Origin of the sequence: Micromonospora globbae (genome assembly GCF_003610785.1) — a bacterium.
GTDB classification, from domain to species: domain Bacteria; phylum Actinomycetota; class Actinomycetes; order Mycobacteriales; family Micromonosporaceae; genus Micromonospora; species Micromonospora globbae.
Genome location: NZ_RAQQ01000019.1, coordinates 94,534 through 114,643, shown reverse-complemented (window position 1 = coordinate 114,643; position 20,110 = coordinate 94,534). Strand labels below are relative to the sequence as shown.

19 protein-coding genes are annotated in these 20,110 nt (G+C 74.2%); 10 read left to right on the top strand and 9 right to left on the bottom strand.

All coding sequences use genetic code 11. The features are described 5' to 3' along the window. Positions 1-88 precede the first annotated feature (88 nt). From D7I43_RS24000 to D7I43_RS23990, 3 genes are all read right to left on the bottom strand, one after another. Positions 89-1,126: an NAD(P)H-dependent flavin oxidoreductase gene (locus tag D7I43_RS24000; RefSeq protein WP_240033116.1), complete on the bottom strand. Its 1,038-nt coding sequence runs from the start codon at positions 1,124-1,126 to the stop codon at positions 89-91. 81 nt (positions 1,127-1,207) lie between these two features. After that, complete coding sequence (gene cydB / locus D7I43_RS23995) at positions 1,208-2,206, bottom strand: cytochrome d ubiquinol oxidase subunit II (protein WP_120330812.1); 999 nt, start codon at positions 2,204-2,206, stop codon at positions 1,208-1,210. Positions 2,207-2,221: 15 nt separating this feature from the next. Beyond that, positions 2,222-3,637, bottom strand: a complete 1,416-nt coding sequence (locus tag D7I43_RS23990) for a cytochrome ubiquinol oxidase subunit I (RefSeq protein ID WP_192902252.1) — start codon at positions 3,635-3,637, stop codon at positions 2,222-2,224. Between the two features lie 207 nt (positions 3,638-3,844). Between D7I43_RS23990 and D7I43_RS23985 the strand changes: the two genes are divergently transcribed. Next, on the top strand, positions 3,845-4,624 hold the full coding sequence (locus D7I43_RS23985) for a lysophospholipid acyltransferase family protein (RefSeq protein WP_120330851.1): 780 nt from the start codon (positions 3,845-3,847) through the stop codon (positions 4,622-4,624). Between the two features lie 953 nt (positions 4,625-5,577). On the opposite strand, the gene D7I43_RS23975 is transcribed toward D7I43_RS23985, so the two are convergent. Both D7I43_RS23975 and D7I43_RS23970 read right to left on the bottom strand, forming a co-directional pair. Beyond that, a complete protein-coding gene (locus tag D7I43_RS23975; protein WP_120330809.1) occupies positions 5,578-5,946 on the bottom strand; it encodes a DUF4180 domain-containing protein in 369 nt (122 codons plus the stop codon). Further along, on the bottom strand, positions 5,939-6,394 hold the full coding sequence (locus tag D7I43_RS23970; protein ID WP_240033115.1) for a helix-turn-helix domain-containing protein: 456 nt from the start codon (positions 6,392-6,394) through the stop codon (positions 5,939-5,941). Before D7I43_RS23970 ends, D7I43_RS23975 begins: the two co-directional genes overlap by 8 nt. 99 nt (positions 6,395-6,493) lie before the next feature. On the opposite strand from D7I43_RS23970, the gene D7I43_RS23965 reads away from it, so the two are divergent. From D7I43_RS23965 to D7I43_RS23955, 3 genes are all read left to right on the top strand, one after another. After that, complete coding sequence (locus D7I43_RS23965) at positions 6,494-7,261, top strand: glycerophosphodiester phosphodiesterase family protein (RefSeq protein ID WP_120330807.1); 768 nt, start codon at positions 6,494-6,496, stop codon at positions 7,259-7,261. A gap of 17 nt (positions 7,262-7,278) precedes the next feature. Then, entirely contained in the window at positions 7,279-8,670 is a 1,392-nt protein-coding gene (locus tag D7I43_RS23960) for an MFS transporter (RefSeq protein ID WP_120330806.1), read from the top strand. A gap of 75 nt (positions 8,671-8,745) precedes the next feature. Beyond that, a complete protein-coding gene (locus D7I43_RS23955) occupies positions 8,746-9,456 on the top strand; it encodes a thymidine kinase (protein WP_120330805.1) in 711 nt (236 codons plus the stop codon). Positions 9,457-9,505: 49 nt separating this feature from the next. Here D7I43_RS23955 and D7I43_RS23950 read toward each other — a convergent pair whose 3' ends face one another. Beyond that, positions 9,506-9,916 carry an Rv0361 family membrane protein gene (locus tag D7I43_RS23950; protein WP_120330804.1) on the bottom strand — a complete coding sequence of 137 codons (411 nt, stop codon included), beginning with the start codon at positions 9,914-9,916 and terminating at the stop codon, positions 9,506-9,508. 161 nt (positions 9,917-10,077) lie between these two features. On the opposite strand from D7I43_RS23950, the gene D7I43_RS23945 reads away from it, so the two are divergent. Further along, positions 10,078-11,781: an acyl-CoA dehydrogenase family protein gene (locus tag D7I43_RS23945; protein ID WP_120330803.1), complete on the top strand. Its 1,704-nt coding sequence runs from the start codon at positions 10,078-10,080 to the stop codon at positions 11,779-11,781. Between the two features lie 64 nt (positions 11,782-11,845). Here the strand turns inward: D7I43_RS23945 and D7I43_RS23940 are convergent, their stop codons facing one another. Together D7I43_RS23940 and D7I43_RS23935 are read right to left on the bottom strand one after the other, a co-directional pair. Then, the gene (locus D7I43_RS23940) at positions 11,846-12,493 is read right to left on the bottom strand and encodes a response regulator (RefSeq protein ID WP_120330802.1); all 648 of its coding nucleotides are present in this window, start codon (positions 12,491-12,493) and stop codon (positions 11,846-11,848) included. Continuing rightward, on the bottom strand, positions 12,490-13,443 hold the full coding sequence (locus D7I43_RS23935; protein ID WP_120330850.1) for a HAMP domain-containing sensor histidine kinase: 954 nt from the start codon (positions 13,441-13,443) through the stop codon (positions 12,490-12,492). The genes D7I43_RS23940 and D7I43_RS23935 overlap by 4 nt, the downstream gene beginning before the upstream one ends. A gap of 591 nt (positions 13,444-14,034) precedes the next feature. Here D7I43_RS23935 and D7I43_RS23930 point away from each other — a divergent pair. From D7I43_RS23930 to D7I43_RS23915, 4 genes are all read left to right on the top strand, one after another. Beyond that, on the top strand, positions 14,035-15,327 hold the full coding sequence (locus D7I43_RS23930; RefSeq protein WP_120330801.1) for an ArsB/NhaD family transporter: 1,293 nt from the start codon (positions 14,035-14,037) through the stop codon (positions 15,325-15,327). Positions 15,328-15,355: 28 nt separating this feature from the next. Next, complete coding sequence (locus D7I43_RS23925) at positions 15,356-16,918, top strand: potassium/proton antiporter (RefSeq protein ID WP_120330800.1); 1,563 nt, start codon at positions 15,356-15,358, stop codon at positions 16,916-16,918. Further along, positions 16,918-17,403, top strand: coding sequence for a cation:proton antiporter regulatory subunit (locus D7I43_RS23920; RefSeq protein ID WP_158610143.1), 486 nt, complete (start codon positions 16,918-16,920; stop codon positions 17,401-17,403). The genes D7I43_RS23925 and D7I43_RS23920 overlap by 1 nt, the downstream gene beginning before the upstream one ends. A gap of 82 nt (positions 17,404-17,485) precedes the next feature. After that, the gene (locus tag D7I43_RS23915) at positions 17,486-17,860 is read left to right on the top strand and encodes a VOC family protein (protein WP_120330798.1); all 375 of its coding nucleotides are present in this window, start codon (positions 17,486-17,488) and stop codon (positions 17,858-17,860) included. A gap of 129 nt (positions 17,861-17,989) precedes the next feature. Here D7I43_RS23915 and D7I43_RS23910 read toward each other — a convergent pair whose 3' ends face one another. Next, the gene (locus D7I43_RS23910; protein ID WP_120330797.1) at positions 17,990-18,988 is read right to left on the bottom strand and encodes a tyrosine-type recombinase/integrase; all 999 of its coding nucleotides are present in this window, start codon (positions 18,986-18,988) and stop codon (positions 17,990-17,992) included. 86 nt (positions 18,989-19,074) lie between these two features. Between D7I43_RS23910 and D7I43_RS23905 the strand changes: the two genes are divergently transcribed. Next, positions 19,075-20,058 (top strand): helix-turn-helix transcriptional regulator, encoded by a 984-nt coding sequence (locus D7I43_RS23905; RefSeq protein ID WP_120330796.1) that lies wholly within the window; start codon positions 19,075-19,077, stop codon positions 20,056-20,058. Positions 20,059-20,110 lie beyond the last annotated feature (52 nt).

The following is a 20,110-nucleotide window of genomic DNA, read 5'->3' as shown; positions in this document are numbered from 1 at the left end:
GTGGCCGGCCGGGCGCTGCTCGCAACCGTGACCGCCGTGGCGCTGAACCGGGACGGCGGAGCCGGAGGACTCGGCCGTCCCGGCCTGGTCAGAGTGGCGCGGTCAGCCGGTCGACCACGGCGGACGCCGGGCCGGTGGTGGCCTGCCGGTAGCCGGTGCCCGCCCACAGGTGCACCCGGTCCGGGTGCCCGGCCGCGGCGGCGGCCGCGCGCAACGGCCGGGTCAGGTGGTGCAGCTCCGGGTAGCCGAGCGGCGCCACCGGCTCGTACCGGTCGATGAAGGCGTTGCGCAGACCCCGCGCGGGACGGCCGGTGAAGGCGCGGGTGAGCACCGTGGCGGTGCGCGCCGGGTCGGCCAGCGCGTCACGGTGGGTGCGGCTCGCGCCGCTCTCGTCGGTGCGCAGCAGCAGCGTGCCGACCGCCACCGCGCACGCCCCGGCGGCGAGCAGGTCCCGCACGTCGTCGGGGCCGGCGACCCCGCCCGCGGCCACCACGGGCAGGCCGGTCGCGCCGACCACGTCGCGCACCAGCGTACGGGTGGACACCGGCGGGGCCGGCCGGCGCGGAGTGTGGGTGCCGCTGTGGCCGCCCGCCTCGGTGCCCTGGGCGACCAGCGCGTCGACGCCCAGGTCCTGGGCGGCGCGCGCCTCGTCCACGCAGGTCACGGTGACCAGCACCCGGGAGCCGGCGCGCCGCAACGCGGCCAGGGCCGCCGGGTCGGGCAGCCCGAACGTGAGGCTGACGACCGGCACCGGGTCCCGGACCAGCAGGTCGAGCTTGTCGGCCCAGTGGTCGTCGTCGTGCACGAGCGGCGCCCCGGCCAGGTCGAGCCCGTACGGCTCGCCCTCCGCGGCGATCTGCCGGGCGTAGCGGCGGAAGGCCGCCTCGTCGATCTCCCGCGGGCCGGGGACGAACAGGTTCACCCCGCACGGTGTGCCGGTGGCGCGCAGCGCGGCCAGGTCGGCGGCGAGCGCGTCGGGGGTCCGGTAGCCGGCGGGGACGAACCCGAACCCGCCGGCCGCCGTGACGGCCCGTACGAGGTCGGGGGTGCTGGCGCCGCCGGCCATCGGCGCGCCGACGATCGGCGACGGGCTGCCGAGCAGGTCGCTCCACGGTTGCGCGGTCACCGGTCCACCCTACGGCCGGCGGGTGGCCCGCGCTCCGGCCGCCGGCGGGGCGGGCCCCCCGCCGGCGGCCGGGCGCGGTGGTCAGTGCTGCGGGATGTGCGCCACGCCGATGCGCTTGCGGAACACCCAGTACGTCCAGCCCTGGTAGGCCAGCACGATCGGCGTGAACACCACCGCCACCCAGCTCATGATCTTCAGCGTGTAGGGGGTGGAGGCGGCGTTCGTGGCGGTCAGCGTGCCCGCCGGGTCCAGGGTGGAGGGCAGCACGGCGGGGAACAGCGCCGCGAACAAGGTCGCCACGGCCAGGCCGATGGCCACGGCCGTGCCCGTGAACGCCCAGCCCTCCCGGCGTACGCGGGCGGCGGCGAGACCGGCGAGCAGCGCGACCGCCGCCCCGGCGGCGAGCGCGACGGCGGCCGTGCTGGAGCGGATGCCCAGCGTCCAGGCGAGGAACACCACGGCGAGGACGGCGGCGACGGCGCCCACGCGCACCGCGAGCGCGCCGGCGCGCTCCCGGATCTCGCCGACGGTCTTCAGCGCGATGAACACCGCCCCGTGGGTGAGGAACAGCGCCGCGGTGGTCACGCCGCCGAGCAGGGCGTACGGGTTCAGCAGGTCGAGCAGGCCGCCGGCGTACTCGTGGTCGCCGGTGAGCGGCACACCCCGCAGGATGTTGGCGAACGCGACCCCCCAGAGCACGGCCGGCACCAGCGAACCGAAGAAGATCGCCGCGTCCCAGCGCCGCTTCCAGGACGGTTCGGGGCGCTTGTGCCGGTACTCGAACGCCACCCCGCGGGCGATGAGGGCCAGCAGGATCAGCAGCAGCGGCAGGTAGAAGCCGGAGAACAGGGTGGCGTACCACTCGGGGAAGGCGGCGAACATGGCGCCGCCGGCGGTGATCAGCCACACCTCGTTGCCGTCCCAGACGGGGCCGATCGTGTTGATGAGGACGCGACGTTCGCGGTCGTCGCGGCCGAGCACGGGCAGCAGCATCCCGACGCCGAAGTCGAAGCCCTCCAGGATGAAGTAGCCGGTGAAGAGGACGGCGACGAGCAGGAACCAGATGGTGGTGAGCTCCACGGTGCGCTCCGGAGGTCAGTAGGCGAACGCGAGCGGACGCTCGGCGTCGTCGTGGCTGTCGTCGATCTCGGGCTGCTCGGTGACGTCGGGCACGCCGGCCTTCGCGTACCGGATGAGCAGCCGGAACTCGATCACGGCGAGGGTGGCGTAGATCAGGGTGAACGCGGTGAACGAGGTGAGGACCTCGGTCAGCGACACGCTGCGGGAGACGCCGTTGCGGGTGAGCATCTCGCCGAAGACGATCCACGGCTGCCGGCCCATCTCCGTGAAGATCCAGCCGAACGAGTTGGCGACCAGCGGCAGCAGCGGCATGACCAGGCCGGCGCGCAGCAACCACTTGCTGCGCGGGGCGCGGCCCTTGCGGTGGGTCCAGAGCACGAGCAGGGCGATCGCCGCGGCCGCCAGCCCGAAGGCGATCATGAACCGGAAGCTCCAGTAGGTGACCGGGATGATCGGGGCGTAGTTGCCCGGGCCGTACTGGCTGGCGTACTGGGCCTGCAGGTCGTTGATGCCGTGCACGGTGCCGTTCGGGTCGCCGGTGCCCAGGTAGGACAACAGGTACGGGATCTTGATGGCGAACAGCTCGCGGGTGCCGTCGAGGCTGCCGACGGTGAGCACGGAGAACGACGCGGGGCTCTCGGTGTTGTAGAGGCCCTCGGCGGCGGCCATCTTCATGGGCTGCACCTGGGTCATGATCTTGCCCTGGATGTCGCCGCTGATGACGACGGCCGCGGCGGCGACCAGGGTGACCCAGGAGCCGAACTTCGCGGCGAACCGGTAGGTGGGGGTCTCGGCGGAGTCGCGGTTGCGGATCAGGTGCCACATGGCGACGGCGACCAGCAGGGACCCGGCCACCAGGAACGCGCCGGCGATCGTGTGCGGGAAGGTGACCAGGGCGACCTTGTTGGTGAGCACGGCCACGAAGTCGGTCAGCTCGGCGCGGCCGGTGTCGGGGTTGACGCGGTAGCCGACCGGGTTCTGCATGAACGAGTTGGCGGCGAGGATGAAGTACGCCGACAGGTTGGTGCCGATGGCGGCGGCCCAGATGCTGGCCAGGTGCAGGCGCTTGGGCAGCCGGTCCCAGCCGAAGATCCACAGCCCGATGAAGGTGGATTCGAGGAAGAACGCGACGAGCGCCTCGATGGCGAGCGGGGCGCCGAAGATGTCGCCGACGAAGCGGGAGTAGTCGCTCCAGTTCATGCCGAACTGGAACTCCTGCACGATGCCGGTGACCACGCCCATCGCGAAGTTGATGAGGAAGAGCTTGCCGTAGAACTTGGTGAGCTTGAGGTAGCGCTCGTTGCCGGTGCGGTGCCACAGGGTCTGGAGGATGGCCACCAGCACCGACAGGCCGATCGTGAGCGGCACGAAGAGGAAGTGGTAGACGGTGGTGACACCGAACTGCCAGCGGGCGACGTCCAAGGCGTCCACCTGTAACCCCCAGCTGTTCATACTACGAGACGTAGTAAATACTACCGCCCGTCGTAGACGGATCGGCAGGGACAGGAGTCCCGAACCGCCCCGGGACCAATGACCTTGATCACCCAGGGCCGGACGGCCTCCCGGGCGCGCCGCCGGCGCGGCGCGGACCGCCCTCGGCGCCGCGCCGGCCGCGCGCCGTGCGACCATTCACCGCTGATGGACACCGCCCACACCACCTGGCAGCCCCCGGCGATCTGGCGCACCGCCCAGTTGCTCGCCCGGGGCGTCGTGGCCGCCCTGGCCCGGCTGGAGGTCAGCGGGGAGGTGCCCGAGGCGCTGCGCCGCGGACCGCTGGTCCTGGCCGCCAACCACATCAGCCCCTTCGACCCGGTGGTGCTCACCGCCGCCTGCCGGGCCCGGGGCGTCGCCCCCCGGATCATGGCCACCGGCGGGCTGTTCCGCGCCCCGGTGATCGGCGCGCTCATGCGTCGGGCCGGACACATCCGCGTCGACCGGGGCACCGCCGCCGTCGGCCACGCCCTCGACGACGCCGCGGCCGCGGTCGCCGCCGGATCGGTGGTGCTGGTCTACCCCGAGGGCCGGATCGGCCTGGACCCGGGCATGTGGCCGGAACGCGGCAAGACCGGCGCGGCCCGGCTCGCCTTCGCCTGCGGCGCGCCCGTGATCCCCGTGGCGCAGTGGGGCTCACACGAGGTCGTGCCGTACCGCGCCCCGAAGGGGCTGCTCCGCGGGATCGCCCGGGCGCTGGTGCGCCGCCCCGTGATCCGGGTGCACTTCGGCGAGCCCGTCGACCTCACCGGCCTGGTCTCCGGCACACCCGGCGCCGCACGGCAGGCCACCGACCGGATCATCGACGCGATCACCGACGCGCTCGTCCCGCTGCGGCCGGACGAACCGGAACGCCCCCGCCACGTCGACCCCGGCCGCCCCGCGGACACCAGCCGCTCCCACCGCCGCCGGCCACCGCGACGCTGAGCGCGGGCGGCGTCGGCCGCCCGCCGAGAGGCCCTTCCGTCGAGGCGACCCCCGCGTGCCTCTCGCGCGACCTCCGCTCCCGCGCGGTCCCCGTTCCCGCGCGATCTTCCTGCTCCCGCGCGATCCCTGCGGTCTCGCGCCTGCGCGACTCCTGCCGTCGAATCGGCTACGACATCACCTCCGAAGGATCCGACCACCACACTCGCGCCCCTTGGCGCACAGTCGAGCGACCAACGCGACAGCCCGGGTAGATCGCCTGCTCGCAGGAGCCACACATGTGCTCGTGTCCTGTCGAGCTGCCCCAGATATGGGGCATGCAGCGAGCGCCCCCGCGCAGAGGGACCTGGGAGCGCCAGATGGCTGGGGGGCGCCCTGCATCGCCGTGGGCGGTACGCGCCAGCGACGCCGCGACGCCGGAGGACACCGCGACGCCGGGAGACGCCACGACGCCGAGAGACGCCACGACGCCGAGAGACGCCACGACGCCGAGAGACACCGCAACGCCGGGAGACACCGCAACGCCGGGAGACACCGCAACGCCGGGAGACACCGCAACGCCGGGAGACACCGCAACGCCGGGAGACACCGCAACGCCGGGAGACGGCGCGTCGATCGGTGGATGTCGACTGCTGTTCGCGCCCGGAGCCTGTTCGCTCGTCACGCCCGTCGGCGTGAATCGTTCACGGCATCAGCTCTACAGCGTCGTGGTCCCCGGCCCGCAGCCACGCCCCTGGCCCGTCGCGGGCCTCCGGGACCGCCGACTTGTGCGACCCGGGGCCGTCAGGCTGTGTTGTGCGACCCGGGCGTCGGGCTCGTGTCGACCCCGGGAGGCCGTGTGCCCCAGATATGGGGCAGCTCGACAGCATCCGCGGGGCCTGTGTGGCCGCGCTGCCGGGTGGTCCGGTCGGGCACGGCCGGGCCGGATGGTCGTGGTCGACCCAGTTGCAGCCGCATCAGTGGGTGGCGGCCAGCCGGGCGTCGAGCGCCGCCAGGTCGGGCACGAACCAGATGTGGTCGTGGCGGTTGGACTCGGCCACCAGCGCCCGCAACGTGCCGCTCGCCGCCAGGTGGGCGGAAATGTCGCCCACGACCGCCAGCCGCAGGCGGTAGTTGACGAACTTCTGCATGATCTCCCCGGCGAAGCGGGTGCCCAGGGAGAAGAAGTCCGGGTCGAACCGTTGCGCCGGCACGGCGACCACCTCGGCGCCCGCGAAGGCCGCGCCGATCAGGTCGAGTGCCGCCTCGGTGGTGGCCAGCGGCGGCCCGGCCGGGTCGCACACGAGCACCGTCACCCCGGCCCTCTCCTGCAGCACGTCAGGCATGGCCGCCCTCCCCGGACAGCAGGCCGTTGCGGCCGGTCAGCACGGCGTCGAGCAGGCGCAGCAGGTCGGCTGTGCCGGCGGCGTCGCCCAGGATCACGAACTTCATGCGGTGGCGTTCCTCGTCGTGGACGGTCTGCACGCGCAGCGGGCGCGTCGGGTCGTGGTGGGTGTTGACGCCGGCCAGCACGAACGTGGCCAGACGGTCGGCCGCGGCCCGGTCGACGCCGTCGACCTGCACGATGCTCGACACCTCCAGCGCCAGCGCGGCGGCGGGCGGGACCGGCGCGGGCCGGCCGGTCAGCGCGTCGAGGTCGGCGCGGGCGATCCGGTACTGCTTGCCGATCCGCACCGCCCGCAGCCGGCCGCTGCGGATGTACCCGCGCACGGTGCGCACGTGCAGGCCGAGCAGCTCCGCCACCTGTTCCACCGAGTACATGTCATTACCCATCATTCCCCACGGTAGACCAGATAGGTAAGGATAGGGAAATTTGCCGGCGCGACGTCGGCCGGACACCATGGTGCCGCCCGCGCCCGGCATACTTCCGGCGTGCACCCCCGCCACCCCTACCTGGACGCGCCCGCGCCCCTGGCGTTCGCCCACCGCGGCGGCGCGGCCGACGGCGACGAGAACACCGCCGAGGCGTTCGCCCGCGCCATCGGGCTCGGCTACCGGTACGTCGAGACCGACGTGCACGCCACCGCCGACGGCGTGCCGGTGATCTTCCACGACCCCACCCTGGAGCGGGTCACCGGCGAACCGGGGCGCATCGCCGCGCTGCGCTGGGCGGACCTGGCGTCGGTACGCGTCGGTGGCGCCGCCGTGGTGCCCCGCCTCGACGAGGTCCTCACCGCCTGGCCCGAGGTCCGCTTCAACGTCGACGTGAAGGCCGACGCCGGCGTCGTCCCCACCGTCGAGACCGTCACCCGCACCGGCGCCGGTGACCGGGTGCTGCTCGCGTCGTTCAGCGACGCCCGGCTGGCCCGGCTTCGCGCCCTGGCCGGGCCGAAGGTCGCGAGCAACCTCGGCATGCGCGGGGTGGCCCGGCTGCGCATGGCCTCCCTGCACGGGCGGCCGGTGCGGTTGCCGCCGTCGGTGGTCGCCGCCCAGGTCCCCGTGCGCTACGGGCGCATCCCCGTGGTCGACCGGCGGTTCCTCGCGTACTGCCACCGACTCGGCCTGCAGGTGCACGTCTGGACGATCGACGAACCCGCCGAGATGCACGAGTTACTTGATCTTGGGGTGGATGGCATCATGACCGATCACGTCGGCGTGCTGCGCGACGTCTACCGCAGCCGCGGCCACTGGGCCGCCTGACGAGCCGAGAGGACCCGATGGCCGAGACCGTGACCGGCACGGTGCACGACACCCCGCCCCCGGCCAGCACCCGGCGCGAACGCACCGGCTGGTACGTCTACGACTGGGCCAACTCGGCCTTCCAGACCACCGTGATCACGGTCTTCCTCGGGCCGTTCCTCACCTCGGTCACCGAGGTGGCCGCCGGCTGCGAACTCGGCGCGGACACCTGCGACGGCTACGTCCACCCGCTGGGCATCCGGGTGGCCGCCGGCTCGTACTACCCGTACCTGATCTCGCTGTCGGTGCTCCTCACCGTGTTCGTGCTGCCCGTGATGGGCGCCATCGCCGACCGGTCGCTGCACAAGAAGCGCCTGCTCGCGGGCGCCGCGTTCACCGGCGCCGCCGCGACCGTCGCGATGGCGTTCGTCACCGGCGACCGATACCTGCTCGGCGGGGCGCTCTTCCTGGTCGCCAACATCAGCTTCGGCGCCGCCATCGTGGTCTACAACTCCTTCCTGCCGCAGCTCGGCGGGCCGGACGAACGCGACGCCATCTCCAGCCGCGGCTGGGCCCTGGGCTACCTCGGCGGCGGCCTGCTGCTCGCGCTCAACCTGGTCGCCGTCACCCTCCTCAGCGAGGACGGCAACCCTCAGCGCACGCTGGACCTGGCCCGCTGGTCGATCGTCTCCGCCGGCGTCTGGTGGGCCCTGTTCACCCTCGTGCCGCTGCGCTGGCTGCGCGAGCACCCCACCAGGGCGGCCCTCACCGGCGGCGGCAACGTGCTCACCGACGGGTTCCGGCAGCTCGGCCGCACCCTGCGCGAGGTCAAGGCGTACCCGTTGACGCTGTTCTTCCTGCTCGCCTTCCTCGTCTACAACGACGGCATCCAGACCGTCATCACCCTCGCCAGCCAGTACGGCACCGAGGAGCTGCGGCTGGAGCAGAGCACCCTCATCACCACGATCCTGCTCGTGCAGTTCCTCGCCTTCGGCGGGGCCCTGCTGCTCGGCGCGCTCGCCCGGCGCATCGGCGCGTGGAAGACCGTGCTGCTCAGCCTCGTGCTGTGGACCGTCGTCATCGTCGCCGCGTTCCGGCTGCCCGCCGAGGCGCCCCTGCCGTTCATGGTCCTCGGCGCCGCCATCGGCCTGGTCCTCGGCGGCAGCCAGGCGCTGAGCCGCTCGCTGTTCAGCCAGCTCATCCCGGCCGGCAAGGAGGGCGAGTACTACGGCTTCTACGAGATCAGCGACAAGGGCACGAGCTGGCTCGGCCCGCTGGCGTTCGGCCTGGTCTTCCAGCTCACCTCCTCCTACCGGGTCGGCCTGGTCTCGCTGCTGATCTTCTTCGTGGTCGGGTTCCTGCTGCTGCTGGCCGTACCGGTGCGCCGGGCCATCGTCGCGGCCGGCAACACCCCGCCGCGGGTGCTCTGAGCCCGCCCCGGTCCGGCCGGCGACCATGATCCGCCGCGGGGATCCGGGCTGGTCGATGCGTTAGGCTGCCCGACCGTGACCGACGACGCCGCTGCCGCACCCACCTGCCTGGCCCGCCCCCTCGCCGGGCCGGGCGACGTCGGGTGCGCGGCGGCGCGCGGCGTCGACGGCCGGCCGCTGCACGCCGCCGCGCTGCGGTTCTTCTGGGGTCCGATGGACTGCGGGAAGTCCACGATGGCCCTGCAGATGAACTACAACCACGCCCGGCAGGGCCGCCGGGGCCTGGTCACCACCCGCATCGACCGGTCGCTCGGCCCGCAGGTCACCACCCGCATCGGCCTGTCCCACACGGCCATCGAGGTGACCGACGACCTCGACCTACGGGCGCTCGTGCGCGGCCGGTGGGACGAGGGCGTCCGCGTCGACTACCTCATCTGCGACGAGGCCAGCTTCTACACGGTCGCCCACGTCGAGCAGATGGCCGAGCTGGTCGACAGCTACGACGTCGACGTGTACGCGTTCGGGCTGGCCACCGACTTCCGCTCCTGCCTGTTCCCCGCCGCGCAGCGGCTGTTCGAACTCGCCGACGAGGTGGCCCGCATCCAGGTCGAGGTGCTCTGCTGGTGCGGCCGGGAGGGCCTGCTCAACGCCCGCGTGGTCGACGGGCGGGTGGCCCGCGAGGGCGCGCAGGTCGTCATCGGCGACACCGTGGACACCGCCGAGGTGCGCTACCAGGTGCTCTGCCGGCGGCACTACCGCAGCGGCGACCTCGGCCCCCGCCGCTGACCGGCCCGGCGGCCCGCCACCGGGGCCGGCGACGGTCCACCGACGCGGCTCAGAAGGGGTCACCGCAGATCCGCCAGTCGCCGTCCTCCTGCACCACCGGCAGTTCGCGCTGCTCGGTGAGACCGCTGTCGCGGGTCAGCTCGACCGTCACCGTGCCGTGGGGGCGGCCGCCGCGCGTGGTCACCGACACGTCCACGATCTTGTAGTCCCGCACCTCCGGCGGGGTCTGCACCCAACTGGTGAAGCCGCCCTCGCTCCACTTCCGGCGCGCCTCGTCGCAGAGCCGGTCGTACGCGTCGTCGGTGTCGCCGAGGGTCACCTCCCGCAGGAACTCGTCCGCGGTCTCCCGCACCGGGCCGGCGGCCTGCGTGACCACCTGGAGGTTGCGCACGCCGAGCCCGGACACGCCCACGCAGCACAGCAGGACGCCGACACCGGCGAACACCATCCCCGTACGCATCGGACGACGCCGCCGGGCCGGCCGGCTCGACGACCGCCCCACCCCCACGCCCCGACCGTAGAGAACCGGGCCGGTCCGCGGGCGGCAAACGCCTCTGTCGCCGGCGCCGCCGCATCGTCTACCGTCGGGCCACCACCCCCGTACGCGCCAGGAGCGAGACCATGACCCGCTACGTGCAGCCGGTACCCGCCCCCGACGACCCGTACGCCGGCGACACGCTGCTGCGGTCCTGGCTGGAGCGGCAGCTCGGCGCGGCCGGGCACGCCGCCGCCAAGGGCCGGCTCGCGGACCTGGCCGCCGACGTGGCCGGGCCGCTGCGCGCCGCCCACGCCGACGCCGAAGCCCACCCGCCGGTGCTGGTCCGCTACGACCCCTGGGGGGCCCGCGTCGACCGGATCGACACGTCCGCCGGCTGGCAGGCGCAGCGCGCCGCCGCCGCCCGGCACGCCGTGGTGGCCCTGCCCTACCTGGAATCGGCCCGCGGCACGTGGGGCGCCGCCGCCCGGGTCGTGCAGCACGCCCTGCTCCACCTGTACGGCCCGGAGTCGGCCACCTTCTCCTGCCCGGTCGCCATGGCCGACGGTGCGGCCGCCCTGCTCAGCCTCCCGGAGGTCGACCCGTCGGTGCGGGACGCCTGGCTGCCGCGGCTGATCTCCACCGACCCGGACACGGCGATCACCAGCGGGCAGTGGATGACCGAGTCGCAGGGCGGCTCCGACCTGGCCCGCTCCACCACCACCGGCCGGCCCGCCGCCGACGGCTCCTGGCGGCTGACCGGCGAGAAGTGGTTCTGCTCGGCCGCCGACTCGGCGATGGCGGTGGCGCTGGCCCGGCCCGAGGACGCCGGGCGGGGCAGCCGGGTGCTCGCCCCGTTCCTGGTGCCCCGCTACGCCGCCGACTCCCCCCTCGCCGGCGCCGCCGCCCCGTACGCGCCCGCCCCGGGCGTCCGAGTGCACCGCCTCAAGGACAAGCTCGGCACCCGGGCGCTGCCCACCGCCGAGATCGGGCTGCGCGACGCGTACGCCCTGCCGTTGGGCGACCCGGCGCAACCCGGCCTGGTCCGGGCCATGACCCTCGTGGTGGTCACCCGGGTGCACAACGCCGCGGCGGCCGCCGGCGGCATGCGGCGCGGTCTGGCGTACGCGCGGGCGTACGCCTCGGCGCGGCACGTGGCCGGCGGCGTGCTGTCGTCGTCCCCGCTGCACCGGGCCACCCTCGGCGCGCTGGCGGTCGACGCGGCCGGCGCGTTCGTGCTGGCCGGGCACGCCTTCGCGCTGCTCGGCCGGGTGGAGGTGGGTGGCGACCCGGCCGCCGCCGCGGAGCTGCGCATCGTGGCGCCGCTGGCCAAGCTGGCCACCGGCCGGCTCGCGGTCGGCTCCGCCAGCGAGTACGTGGAGAGCTTCGGCGGCGCCGGTTACGTGGAGGACACCGGCGTGCCGCGGCTGCTGCGCGACGCGCAGGTGCTGCCGATCTGGGAGGGCACCACCAACGTGCTCGCCCTCGACGTGCTGCGGGCGGTCAGCCGGGAGGAGGCCGGGCCGCCGCTGCTGCGCCGCCTCGACGCCGCCGCCGACCTGGCCCGGCCGCTGTCCCCCGCGCTCGCCGACACGGTGGCCTCCGCCACCGCCGAGCTGCGGGAACGCCTCGCCGGGGTGGCCGCCGACCCGCAGTCGGTCGCCGTGGTCGCCGGGGCGCGCGACCTGGCGCTGCGGCTGGCGCACACGCTCACCGCGGCGCTGCTCGTGGAGCACGCGGCGTGGGGCGACGAGCAGGCGGAGCTGGCCGCCCGGCTGTGGGCGCGCCGCTGGCTGCGGCACGAGGAGATCGCCGCCGACGCCCACCACCACCTGGAGCTGCTCTGCTGAGCGCCTGCCGCGCCGGGCCGCGGACCAGCGGGACCGGCCGCCGGTCTCCCGGGCCGGCCCCGGCTCACGGCTCGATGAGGCCGGCCCGGATCGCGTAGCGGGTGAGTTCGAGCCGGTCACGCAGGCCGAGCTTCTGCAACAGGTTCGCCCGGTGCCGCTCCACGGTCTTGACGCTGATGAACAGCAGCCGGGCGATCTCCTTGGAGGAGTGCCCCTCGGCGACCAGCTTGAGGATCTCCTCCTCCCGCTCCGTTATGGCGCGGGCCGGCGGCTCGTCACCCTGCGCGCTGCGCTCCAGGTAGTTGCGGATCAGCGCGTTCACCGCGCCCGGGTAGAGGAACGGCTCGTCCCGCATGGCGGCGCGGCACGCCTCCACCAGGTCCCGGTCGGCGACCGACTTGAGCACGTACCCGTTCGCGCCGGCCTTGAGCGCCTCGAAGAAGTACTGCTCGTTGTCGTACATCGTCAGGATCAGGATGCGCAGGTCCGGCTGCTGGCGGGCCAGCTCCCGGGCGGCCTGTAGGCCCGTCATGCGGGGCATCGCTATGTCGAGGATGACCAGGTCGGGCTGCTCGGTGGCGGCGAGGCGGAGCGCCTCCGCGCCGTCACCGGCCTCCGCCACCACGTGGAGGTCGGGTTCGCTGTCGAGGATGAGGCGTACGCCCCGGCGGACCAGCGCGTGGTCGTCGGCGAGCAGGATGCGGGTGGTCACCGTCGGGCCCCCTCCTCGACGGGCACGGTGAGCCGCACCTCGGTGCCGCCGGCCGGTCCCGGCCCCACGCTCAGGTGGGCGCCTATGAGCAGGGCCCGCTCCCGCATGCCCCGGATGCCGGCGCCCTCGGGCGCGCCCCGGATCCCCCGCCCGTCGTCGCGGACGCGCAGCCGCACCGTGCCCCCGCCGTGCTCCAGCGAGAGCGTGACCGCGGTGGCCTTGCCGTGCCGGACGGTGTTGGTGAGCGCCTCCTGGGCGACCCGGTAGATCACCAGCTCGGCCTCGCCGCCGAGGGCCGGCAGGTCGCTGGCGAGGTGCTGCTCGACGGTCAGGTCGGTGTGCCCGGTGACCTCGGTGAGGAGCGCCTTGAGCGCGCTGACCAGGCCCAACTCCTCCAGCACACCGGGGCGCAGCCGCCGGGCGATACGGCGGATCTCGTCGAGGCTGTCGCGGGTGGTCTCCTGCACCTGGATCAGCTGCGACCGCACCGGCTCCGGGGCGTGCCGGGCGACCTGTTTGAGTTCCAGCAACATCGCCGTGAGCGTCTGTCCCACCTCGTCGTGCAGTTCCTGGGCGACGCGGCGGCGTTCGGCCTCCTGGGCCGACAACGCGGCGGCGGCGCTCGCGGCGCGTTCCGCCTCCAGCCGGTCGATCATGGCGTTGAACGCGTGGATCAGCTCGGCGGTTCCGCCGTGGCCGCCGGCCACCAGGCGCGGCTCGGGCTGGAGCAGGTCGATGGTGGTCATCGCCCGGGCCAGCCGCCGCAGCGGCGCCAGACCGACCCGCAGCAGCGCGGCGTTGGCGACCAGCATCGCCGCGAGGCCGACGGCCAGGACGATCGCCTCGGTGAGCAGCACCGGTGTGGAGACGGTGACCGGGCCGAGCAGCAGCAGCGTGGCGGTGACCAGCACGGCGGCGTTCAGCAGGAAGATCCGCCAGAACAGCGACACCAGATCGACTCCCTCCCCGACCGGCCCGTGCGGCCGGCGGACACGCTCGTGGTCGGCCACCGTGGCCCAGCCTGTCCGGCAGCGGGTGCCGGTGTAAATGCGTGGCCGCACCCATTTGCCCGTGGGGGTGGCCCCACACCCTCGTGGGTGCCCGCCCGCGGGGCCCCGGCCGGATCCGGCCGCACCGGCCGCCGCACGGCGGACCGGGCGCGGACCGGGCGCGGACCGGACACGGCCAGCATGACACGCCCCGTCGGGACGGCCGCCGGGCTCGGCGTCGCCACCTGCGCCGACGCCCGATTTGCGGGCCGGCACCGGCGGCAAATGGGTGTCAGACCCGATGGTCGGACGGCGGTGCGGGCGGATGAACTTGGCACCAGGAGGCCGGTGGTTTCCGGCCCGCCACACCGCCACCTCTCCGACGGCCCTCCCCGGTGGTCCCGAGCCCGCCGGGGAGGGCTCCCCGTGGTGGCCGACCCTCTGGAGGACTCCGATGATCACACGACGTGAACGGCCCGTACCGGCCGCACGACCGCCGGCCCCCGCCCAGGCGCGTCCGGGCGCCGAGCACGGCCCGCCGGGTGGGCGCCCGTGAGCACCTGGCCCGCCATCGCCGCCATCGTGATCTTCTCGGTGGCGTTCCTGCTCATCGCCACCGAGAAGATCAACCGGGTGGCCGTCGTGCTGGGGGCCGCCGGCCTCATGGCGCTGCTCGGCCTCGTGCCCGGCTCGGAGGTGTTCTACGCCCACCACTCCGGCATCGACTGGGACGTCATCTTCCTGCTCCTCGGAATGATGATCATCGTCGGGGTGGTCAAGCAGACCGGTGTGTTCGAGTTCCTCGCGATCTGGGCGGCGCAACGGTCGAAGGGGCGGCCGTACCGGCTCATGGCGCTGCTCGTGGGCATCACGGGGATCGCCTCGCCGTTCCTGGACAACGTCACGACCGTCATGCTGGTCGCGCCGATCACCATCGCCGTGTGCCGCCGGCTGGGCATCTCCGCCGTCCCGTACCTGATCGCCGAGGTGCTCGCCTCGAACATCGGCGGCGCCGCGACCCTCATCGGTGACCCGCCGAACATCATCATCGGCAGCCGCGCGGGGCTGAGCTTCAACGACTTCCTGGTGCACATGGCCCCGGTCACGGTGGTCATGTTCCTGGCGTTCCTGGTGCTGGCGCGGTTCATGTTCCGCCGGTCGTTCGAGTACCACCCGGAGCGGTTCGCGGCCGTACGCGACATGGACGCCCGCGCCGCCATCACCGACCCGGCGATGCTGACCCGCTGCCTCGTCGTGCTCGCCCTGGTCATGGCCGCCTTCGGGCTGCACACCGTGATCGGCGTCGACGTGGCCATCATCGCCCTGCTCGGCGCCGGACTGATGGTGCTGGTCACCCGGGCCGACACCGCGAAGTACCTGGCGGAGGTCGAGTGGCCGACGCTGACCTTCTTCCTCGGCCTGTTCGTGATGGTCGCCGGGCTGAGCGAGACCGGCGTCATCGAGCAGATCGGGCAGTGGGCGACCAGCGCCGTCGGCGACAGCTGGTTCGCCGGCGCGACCAGCCTCATCTTCGGCTCGGCCGTGCTGGGCGCCTTCTTCGACAACATCCCGTACACGGCGACCATGGCGCCGATCGTGGAGAACATCGCGGCCACGGCGGACCCGCACACCGGGCAGGCGCTGTGGTGGTCCTTCGCCCTGGGCGCCGACCTCAGCGGCAACGGCACCGCCGTGGCGGCCAGCGCCAACATCGTCGTGCTCGGTATCGCCGCCCGCGCCGGGGAGCCGATCAGCTTCTGGCGGTTCACCCGCTACGGCATCGTCACCACCGTCATGACCACCCTGATCGCCTGGGGGTACGTGTGGCTGCGCTACTTCGCGTGAGCCGCGCGGAGGCGGGGCGGGGGCCGCGGTGGACCTGACCGGGCTCTACCTGACGCTGGCCGTGGGCACGGGCGTCGTCCTGGTCAGTGTCGCCGCGGCCCGGCTCGCCACCCGGCTGGGCATGCCCGTGCTGCTGGCGTACCTCGGTGTGGGGTTGCTGCTCGGCCAGGACGGGCTCGGCCTGCCCTTCGACGACGCCGCGCTGGCCCAGGCGCTGGGCCTGGCCGCGCTGGCGGTCATCCTCGTGGAGGGCGGGCTCACGACCGCCGTGAGCGACGTGCGGCCGGTGCTGGCGCCCGCGACCGTGCTGGCCACCGTCGGCGTGCTGGTGAGCGTCGCCGTGACCGCAGCGGCGACGCACCTGCTGCTGGACGTCGGGTGGCAGACGGCCCTGCTGCTGGGCGCCATCGTGTCGTCCACCGACGCCGCGGCGGTGTTCTCCGTGCTCCGGTCGGTGCCGCTGCCCAAGCGGCTGACCAGCCTGGTGGAGGCCGAGTCCGGGCTCAACGACGCGCCCACGTTCATCCTGGTGCTGACGTTCAGCGCCGCGACGCTGGAGGCCGTCGAGCCGCTGCCGACGCTCGTCGCGATGATCTTCCAGCTCGTCGCGGGCGGGGTGATCGGGCTGCTCATCGGCGCGGCCGGGGCGTGGCTGCTGCGCCGGATCACGCTGCCCACCTCCGGGCTGCATCCGATAGCGATCGTGGCCTGCGGCGTGCTCGCGTACGCCGTGGCCGGGCTGACGCAGACCAGCGGCTTCCTCGCCGCCTACCTGGCCGGCCTGGTGCTCGGCAACGCGGGCCTGCCGCACCGGCGGGCGACCCGGTCGGTGGCCGAAGGGCTCGGCTGGATCGCGCAGATCGGCCTGTTCGTCATGCTCGGGCTGCTGGTCACGCCCAGCGAGCTGCCGTCGAGCGTGGTGCCCGCGCTCGTGGTCGGCGCCGCCCTGCTCCTGCTGGCCCGGCCCGTGTCGGTGCTGCTGTCGCTGGCCCCGTTCCGGGTGCCGCTGCGCGAGCAGGCCTTCCTGTCCTGGGCGGGGCTGCGCGGGGCCGTGCCGATCGTGCTGGCCACCATCCCGGTGGTCACCGGGGCGCCCGGCAGCGACCAGGTGTTCAACATCGTGTTCCTGCTCGTCGTCGTGTTCACCGTCATCCAGGCGCCGGCGCTGCCCTGGCTGGCCCGCAAGCTGCGGATCACCCACCACGACGTGGGGCCGGACCTCCAGGTCGAACTCGCCCCGCTGGACGCGATGGACGCCGACCTCATCCACGTCACCGTCGAGCCCGGCTCCCGGCTGCAGGGCGTGTACCTGCCGGAACTGCGGCTGCCACCGCCGGCCGCGACCACCCTCGTGGTGCGCGGCCCGGACACGTTCGTGCCCGACGAGCACACCCGGCTGCGCGTCGGCGACCAGCTCGTCGTGCTCACCACACCGCGCGTACGGGAGGCCACCGAGCGGCGGCTGCGGGCCGTCGCCCGCGCCGGCCGGCTGGCGCACTGGTTCGGCGAGTCCGGCCACCCCGACCCCGCCACCCGACCCGAGCCCGCCGGACGGCTCCAGACCGCCGGCCCACCCACCAGGAGGCGATGATGCAGATCGAACGTGTTCCGCTGCCCGGCATCGGCGTCAGCTACACCCTGCACACCACGCAGGGTCGCCTCCTCGGGGTGGTGTGCCACCGCAGCGGCCGGCGCGAGCTGGTCCTCTACGCGCCCGACGACCCGGACACCGTGCAGCGGTCGCTGGTGCTCACCGACGTCGAGGCGCGGGAGGTCGCCGAGCTGCTCCACCCGGTCGCGACCATCGAGCACGTGCCCGACCTGGAGCGGCGGGCCGCGTCCCTGACCGTCGCGACCATGCAGGTCACGGCCGTCTCGCCGTACGCCGGGAGCACGGTGGGCGAGGCCGTGGCGGGCGTACGCGGGGTCACCGTGATCGCCGTGCTGTCCGACGGGCGGTCGACCACGGCGCCGGAGCCCGGGCACCGGATCGCGCACGGCGACGCGCTGGTCGTCGCCGGCACCCCGGACGGTGTGGCCGCGCTCAGCCGCCGGCTCACCCCGGACGACCCGTGACCGTCCGCCTAGGTTCGGCCAGCATGACAGCGCCGCAGGTACCTGCCACAGGATGTCAGGTACCTGCGGCAGGCTGCCGGGCATGACAGCGACAACCGGCGACCTCGCCATGGTCAACCTCGACAGTTCCGATCCCGCCGCGCACGCCGCCTTCTACCACCGGGTGCTCGGCTGGGAGGTCACCCACAGCCAGCCCGAGTACGCGATGATCAGCGGCGGCGGCGCCGCCATCGGCTTCGGGCTGGTCGAGGGGTACCGGCCGCCGTCCTGGCCGGACAGCGGCGGCGGCAAGCGCTACCACCTGGACGTCTACGTCGACGACCTCGCCCTCGCCGAGAAGGAGTTCGTGGCCGCGGGCGCCACGAAGCCGGAGTTCCAGCCCGGCGACGGGCGCTGGGTGGTGCTCATCGACCCGATCGGCCAGCCCTTCTGCATCTGCCCCCGCCCGCAGAGCTGACGCCCACTCCCGGGCCCCGGGCCCCCGGGCCCGGGATCCCGCGATCTTGCACTTCGTGCCCTCGTTACGGGGTTTTCGTCCCGGTTCGTCGGGGCGGAAAGTGCAAGATCGCGGGAGAGGCGTCAGGGGTCAGGGGCGGCGGCGGGAGCGGGCGGCCCAGATGACGTACGCCGGGTCGCGGTCCAGGTTGTGCCGGTCCCGGTCGTAGCGGCGCGTGGTGCGCGGGTCGGCGTGCCCCATGGCGTCCTGCACGTCCTCCAGGGGCACCCCCTCGGCGCGGGCCGTCGTGGCGAAGGCGTGCCGCAGCGAGTGCGGGGACAGCCGCGCCCACGCCGGGATGCCGGCCGCCCGCGCCAACCGGCGCACCAGGCGGAACACCGCGTGCCGGTCGAGGCGGCCACCGGTGGCGGTGACCAGCAGCGGCCCGGTCAGCTCCCCCACCGGCACACCCTCCGCGGCGGCGCGTTGCGCCAGGTACGCGTCGACCGCGTACGCCGTCCCGGGGGTCAGCGCCCGGCGGCGCGGCTTGCCGCCCTTGCCGACGAAGCGCACGCTGCGGTGCCCCCGCTCCGCCCCGAGGTCGGTGACGTCGAGCGAGACGAGTTCGCCCACGCGCAGCCCGAGGTCGGCCAGGAGCGCGATGGCCGCCCGGTTGCGCGCCGCCGTCGGGCCGGTCTCCGCCTCCGCCGCGGCCAGCAGCGCGTCCACCTCCTCGGGTGTGAGTCCCACGGTGGCCGAGTGGTCCCGGTCGACGCGGGGACGGTCGGCGCCGGCCACGGGGTTGGCCTCGACCGCCCGCAGCCGGGCGAGGAAGTCGTACCAGCTGGACAGGGCGGAGAGCTTGCGCGCCACGGTGGCCGGGGTGAACGGGCGTCCGGTGTGCCGGCTGCGGGTCGTCTCCAGGGCGCGGGCGTACTCGTTGACGTGCAGGAACGTCACCCGCAGCGGGTCCAGGTCGCGCTCGGCGCACCAGCCGAGCCAGCCGGCGATGTCCCGCCGGTACGCGTCGCGGGTGTGCGCGGACAGCCGGCGGTTGGCGAGCCACGCCTCGGTGACGTCCGTGGGACCGGCGGGCAGCGCCGGCCCGGCCGACGCGCGGGCCACCGCCGGGGCCTCGGGGGAAACCATGTGAAAAAGGTTCTCAGGTTCGGCTGGCCGAGGGGGTGAGGCGCGCCCGGGGAAGATCCGTCGGTCGGGCCGGATACGGTCGGGCCGTGCGCGCGAGTCGACTGGTGTCCCTGCTGCTGCTCCTGCAGACACGCGGACGGATGACCGCGCAGGAGCTCGCCGACGCCCTCGAGGTGTCGGTGCGCACGGTCTACCGGGACGTGGAGGCGCTCGGCGCCTCGGGCGTGCCGGTGTACGCCGAGCGCGGCCCGGCCGGCGGCTACCGGCTGCTGGACGGCTATCGCACGCGGCTGACCGGCATGACGTCGGTCGAGGCGCAGGCGCTCGTCCTGGCGGGTGTCCCCGGTCCCGCGGCCGAACTGGGACTCGGGTCGGCTCTCGCGGCCGCCGAGCTGAAGGTGCGGGCCGCCCTGCCGGCCGAGCTGGCCGACCGGGGTGACCGGATCCGTCACCGGTTCCACCTGGACGCTCCGACGTGGTTCCGGGAACCCGAACCGACCCCGCACCTGGCGGCGCTGGCCGACGCCGTGTGGGCCGACCGGCGGGTGCGGGTGCGCTACCGGCGCTGGCGGGCGCCGCGGGAGGTGACCCGGGACCTGGCCCCGCTGGGGCTCGTGCTCAAGGCCGGGCGGTGGTACCTGGTGGCGGCCGTCGATGGTGACGTGCGCACCTACCGGGTCGGTGCGATCCTCGACCTGAGCGTGCTGGACGAGCCGGCGGAGCGGCCCGACGGGTTCGACCTGGCCCGCTGCTGGCAGGAGCACGCCGACCGGTACGAGCGCGGCGTCTACCGGGCCGAGGCCACGGTCCGCATGACGGCGGCCGCGTTGGAGTACATGCCGTTCGTCTTCCCGTCGGCCATGAGCCGGGCGGCGCGGGCGGCGGCCGGCGAACCGGACGCCGACGGGTGGCTGCTCACCACCGTGCCGATCGAATCGATCAAGCACGGGCACACCGAGCTGCTCAAGCTGGGCGCCGAGGTGGAGGTGCTCGCGCCGGCCGAGCTGCGGGAGCGGTTCACCGCCACGGCACAGCGGCTGGCGGCCCTCTACCCCGCCGCGGAGGCGTGACGTGTCCGCCCCGGCCGGGGCGGGGCGGCGCGGCCGGGGGACGGCGCGGCCG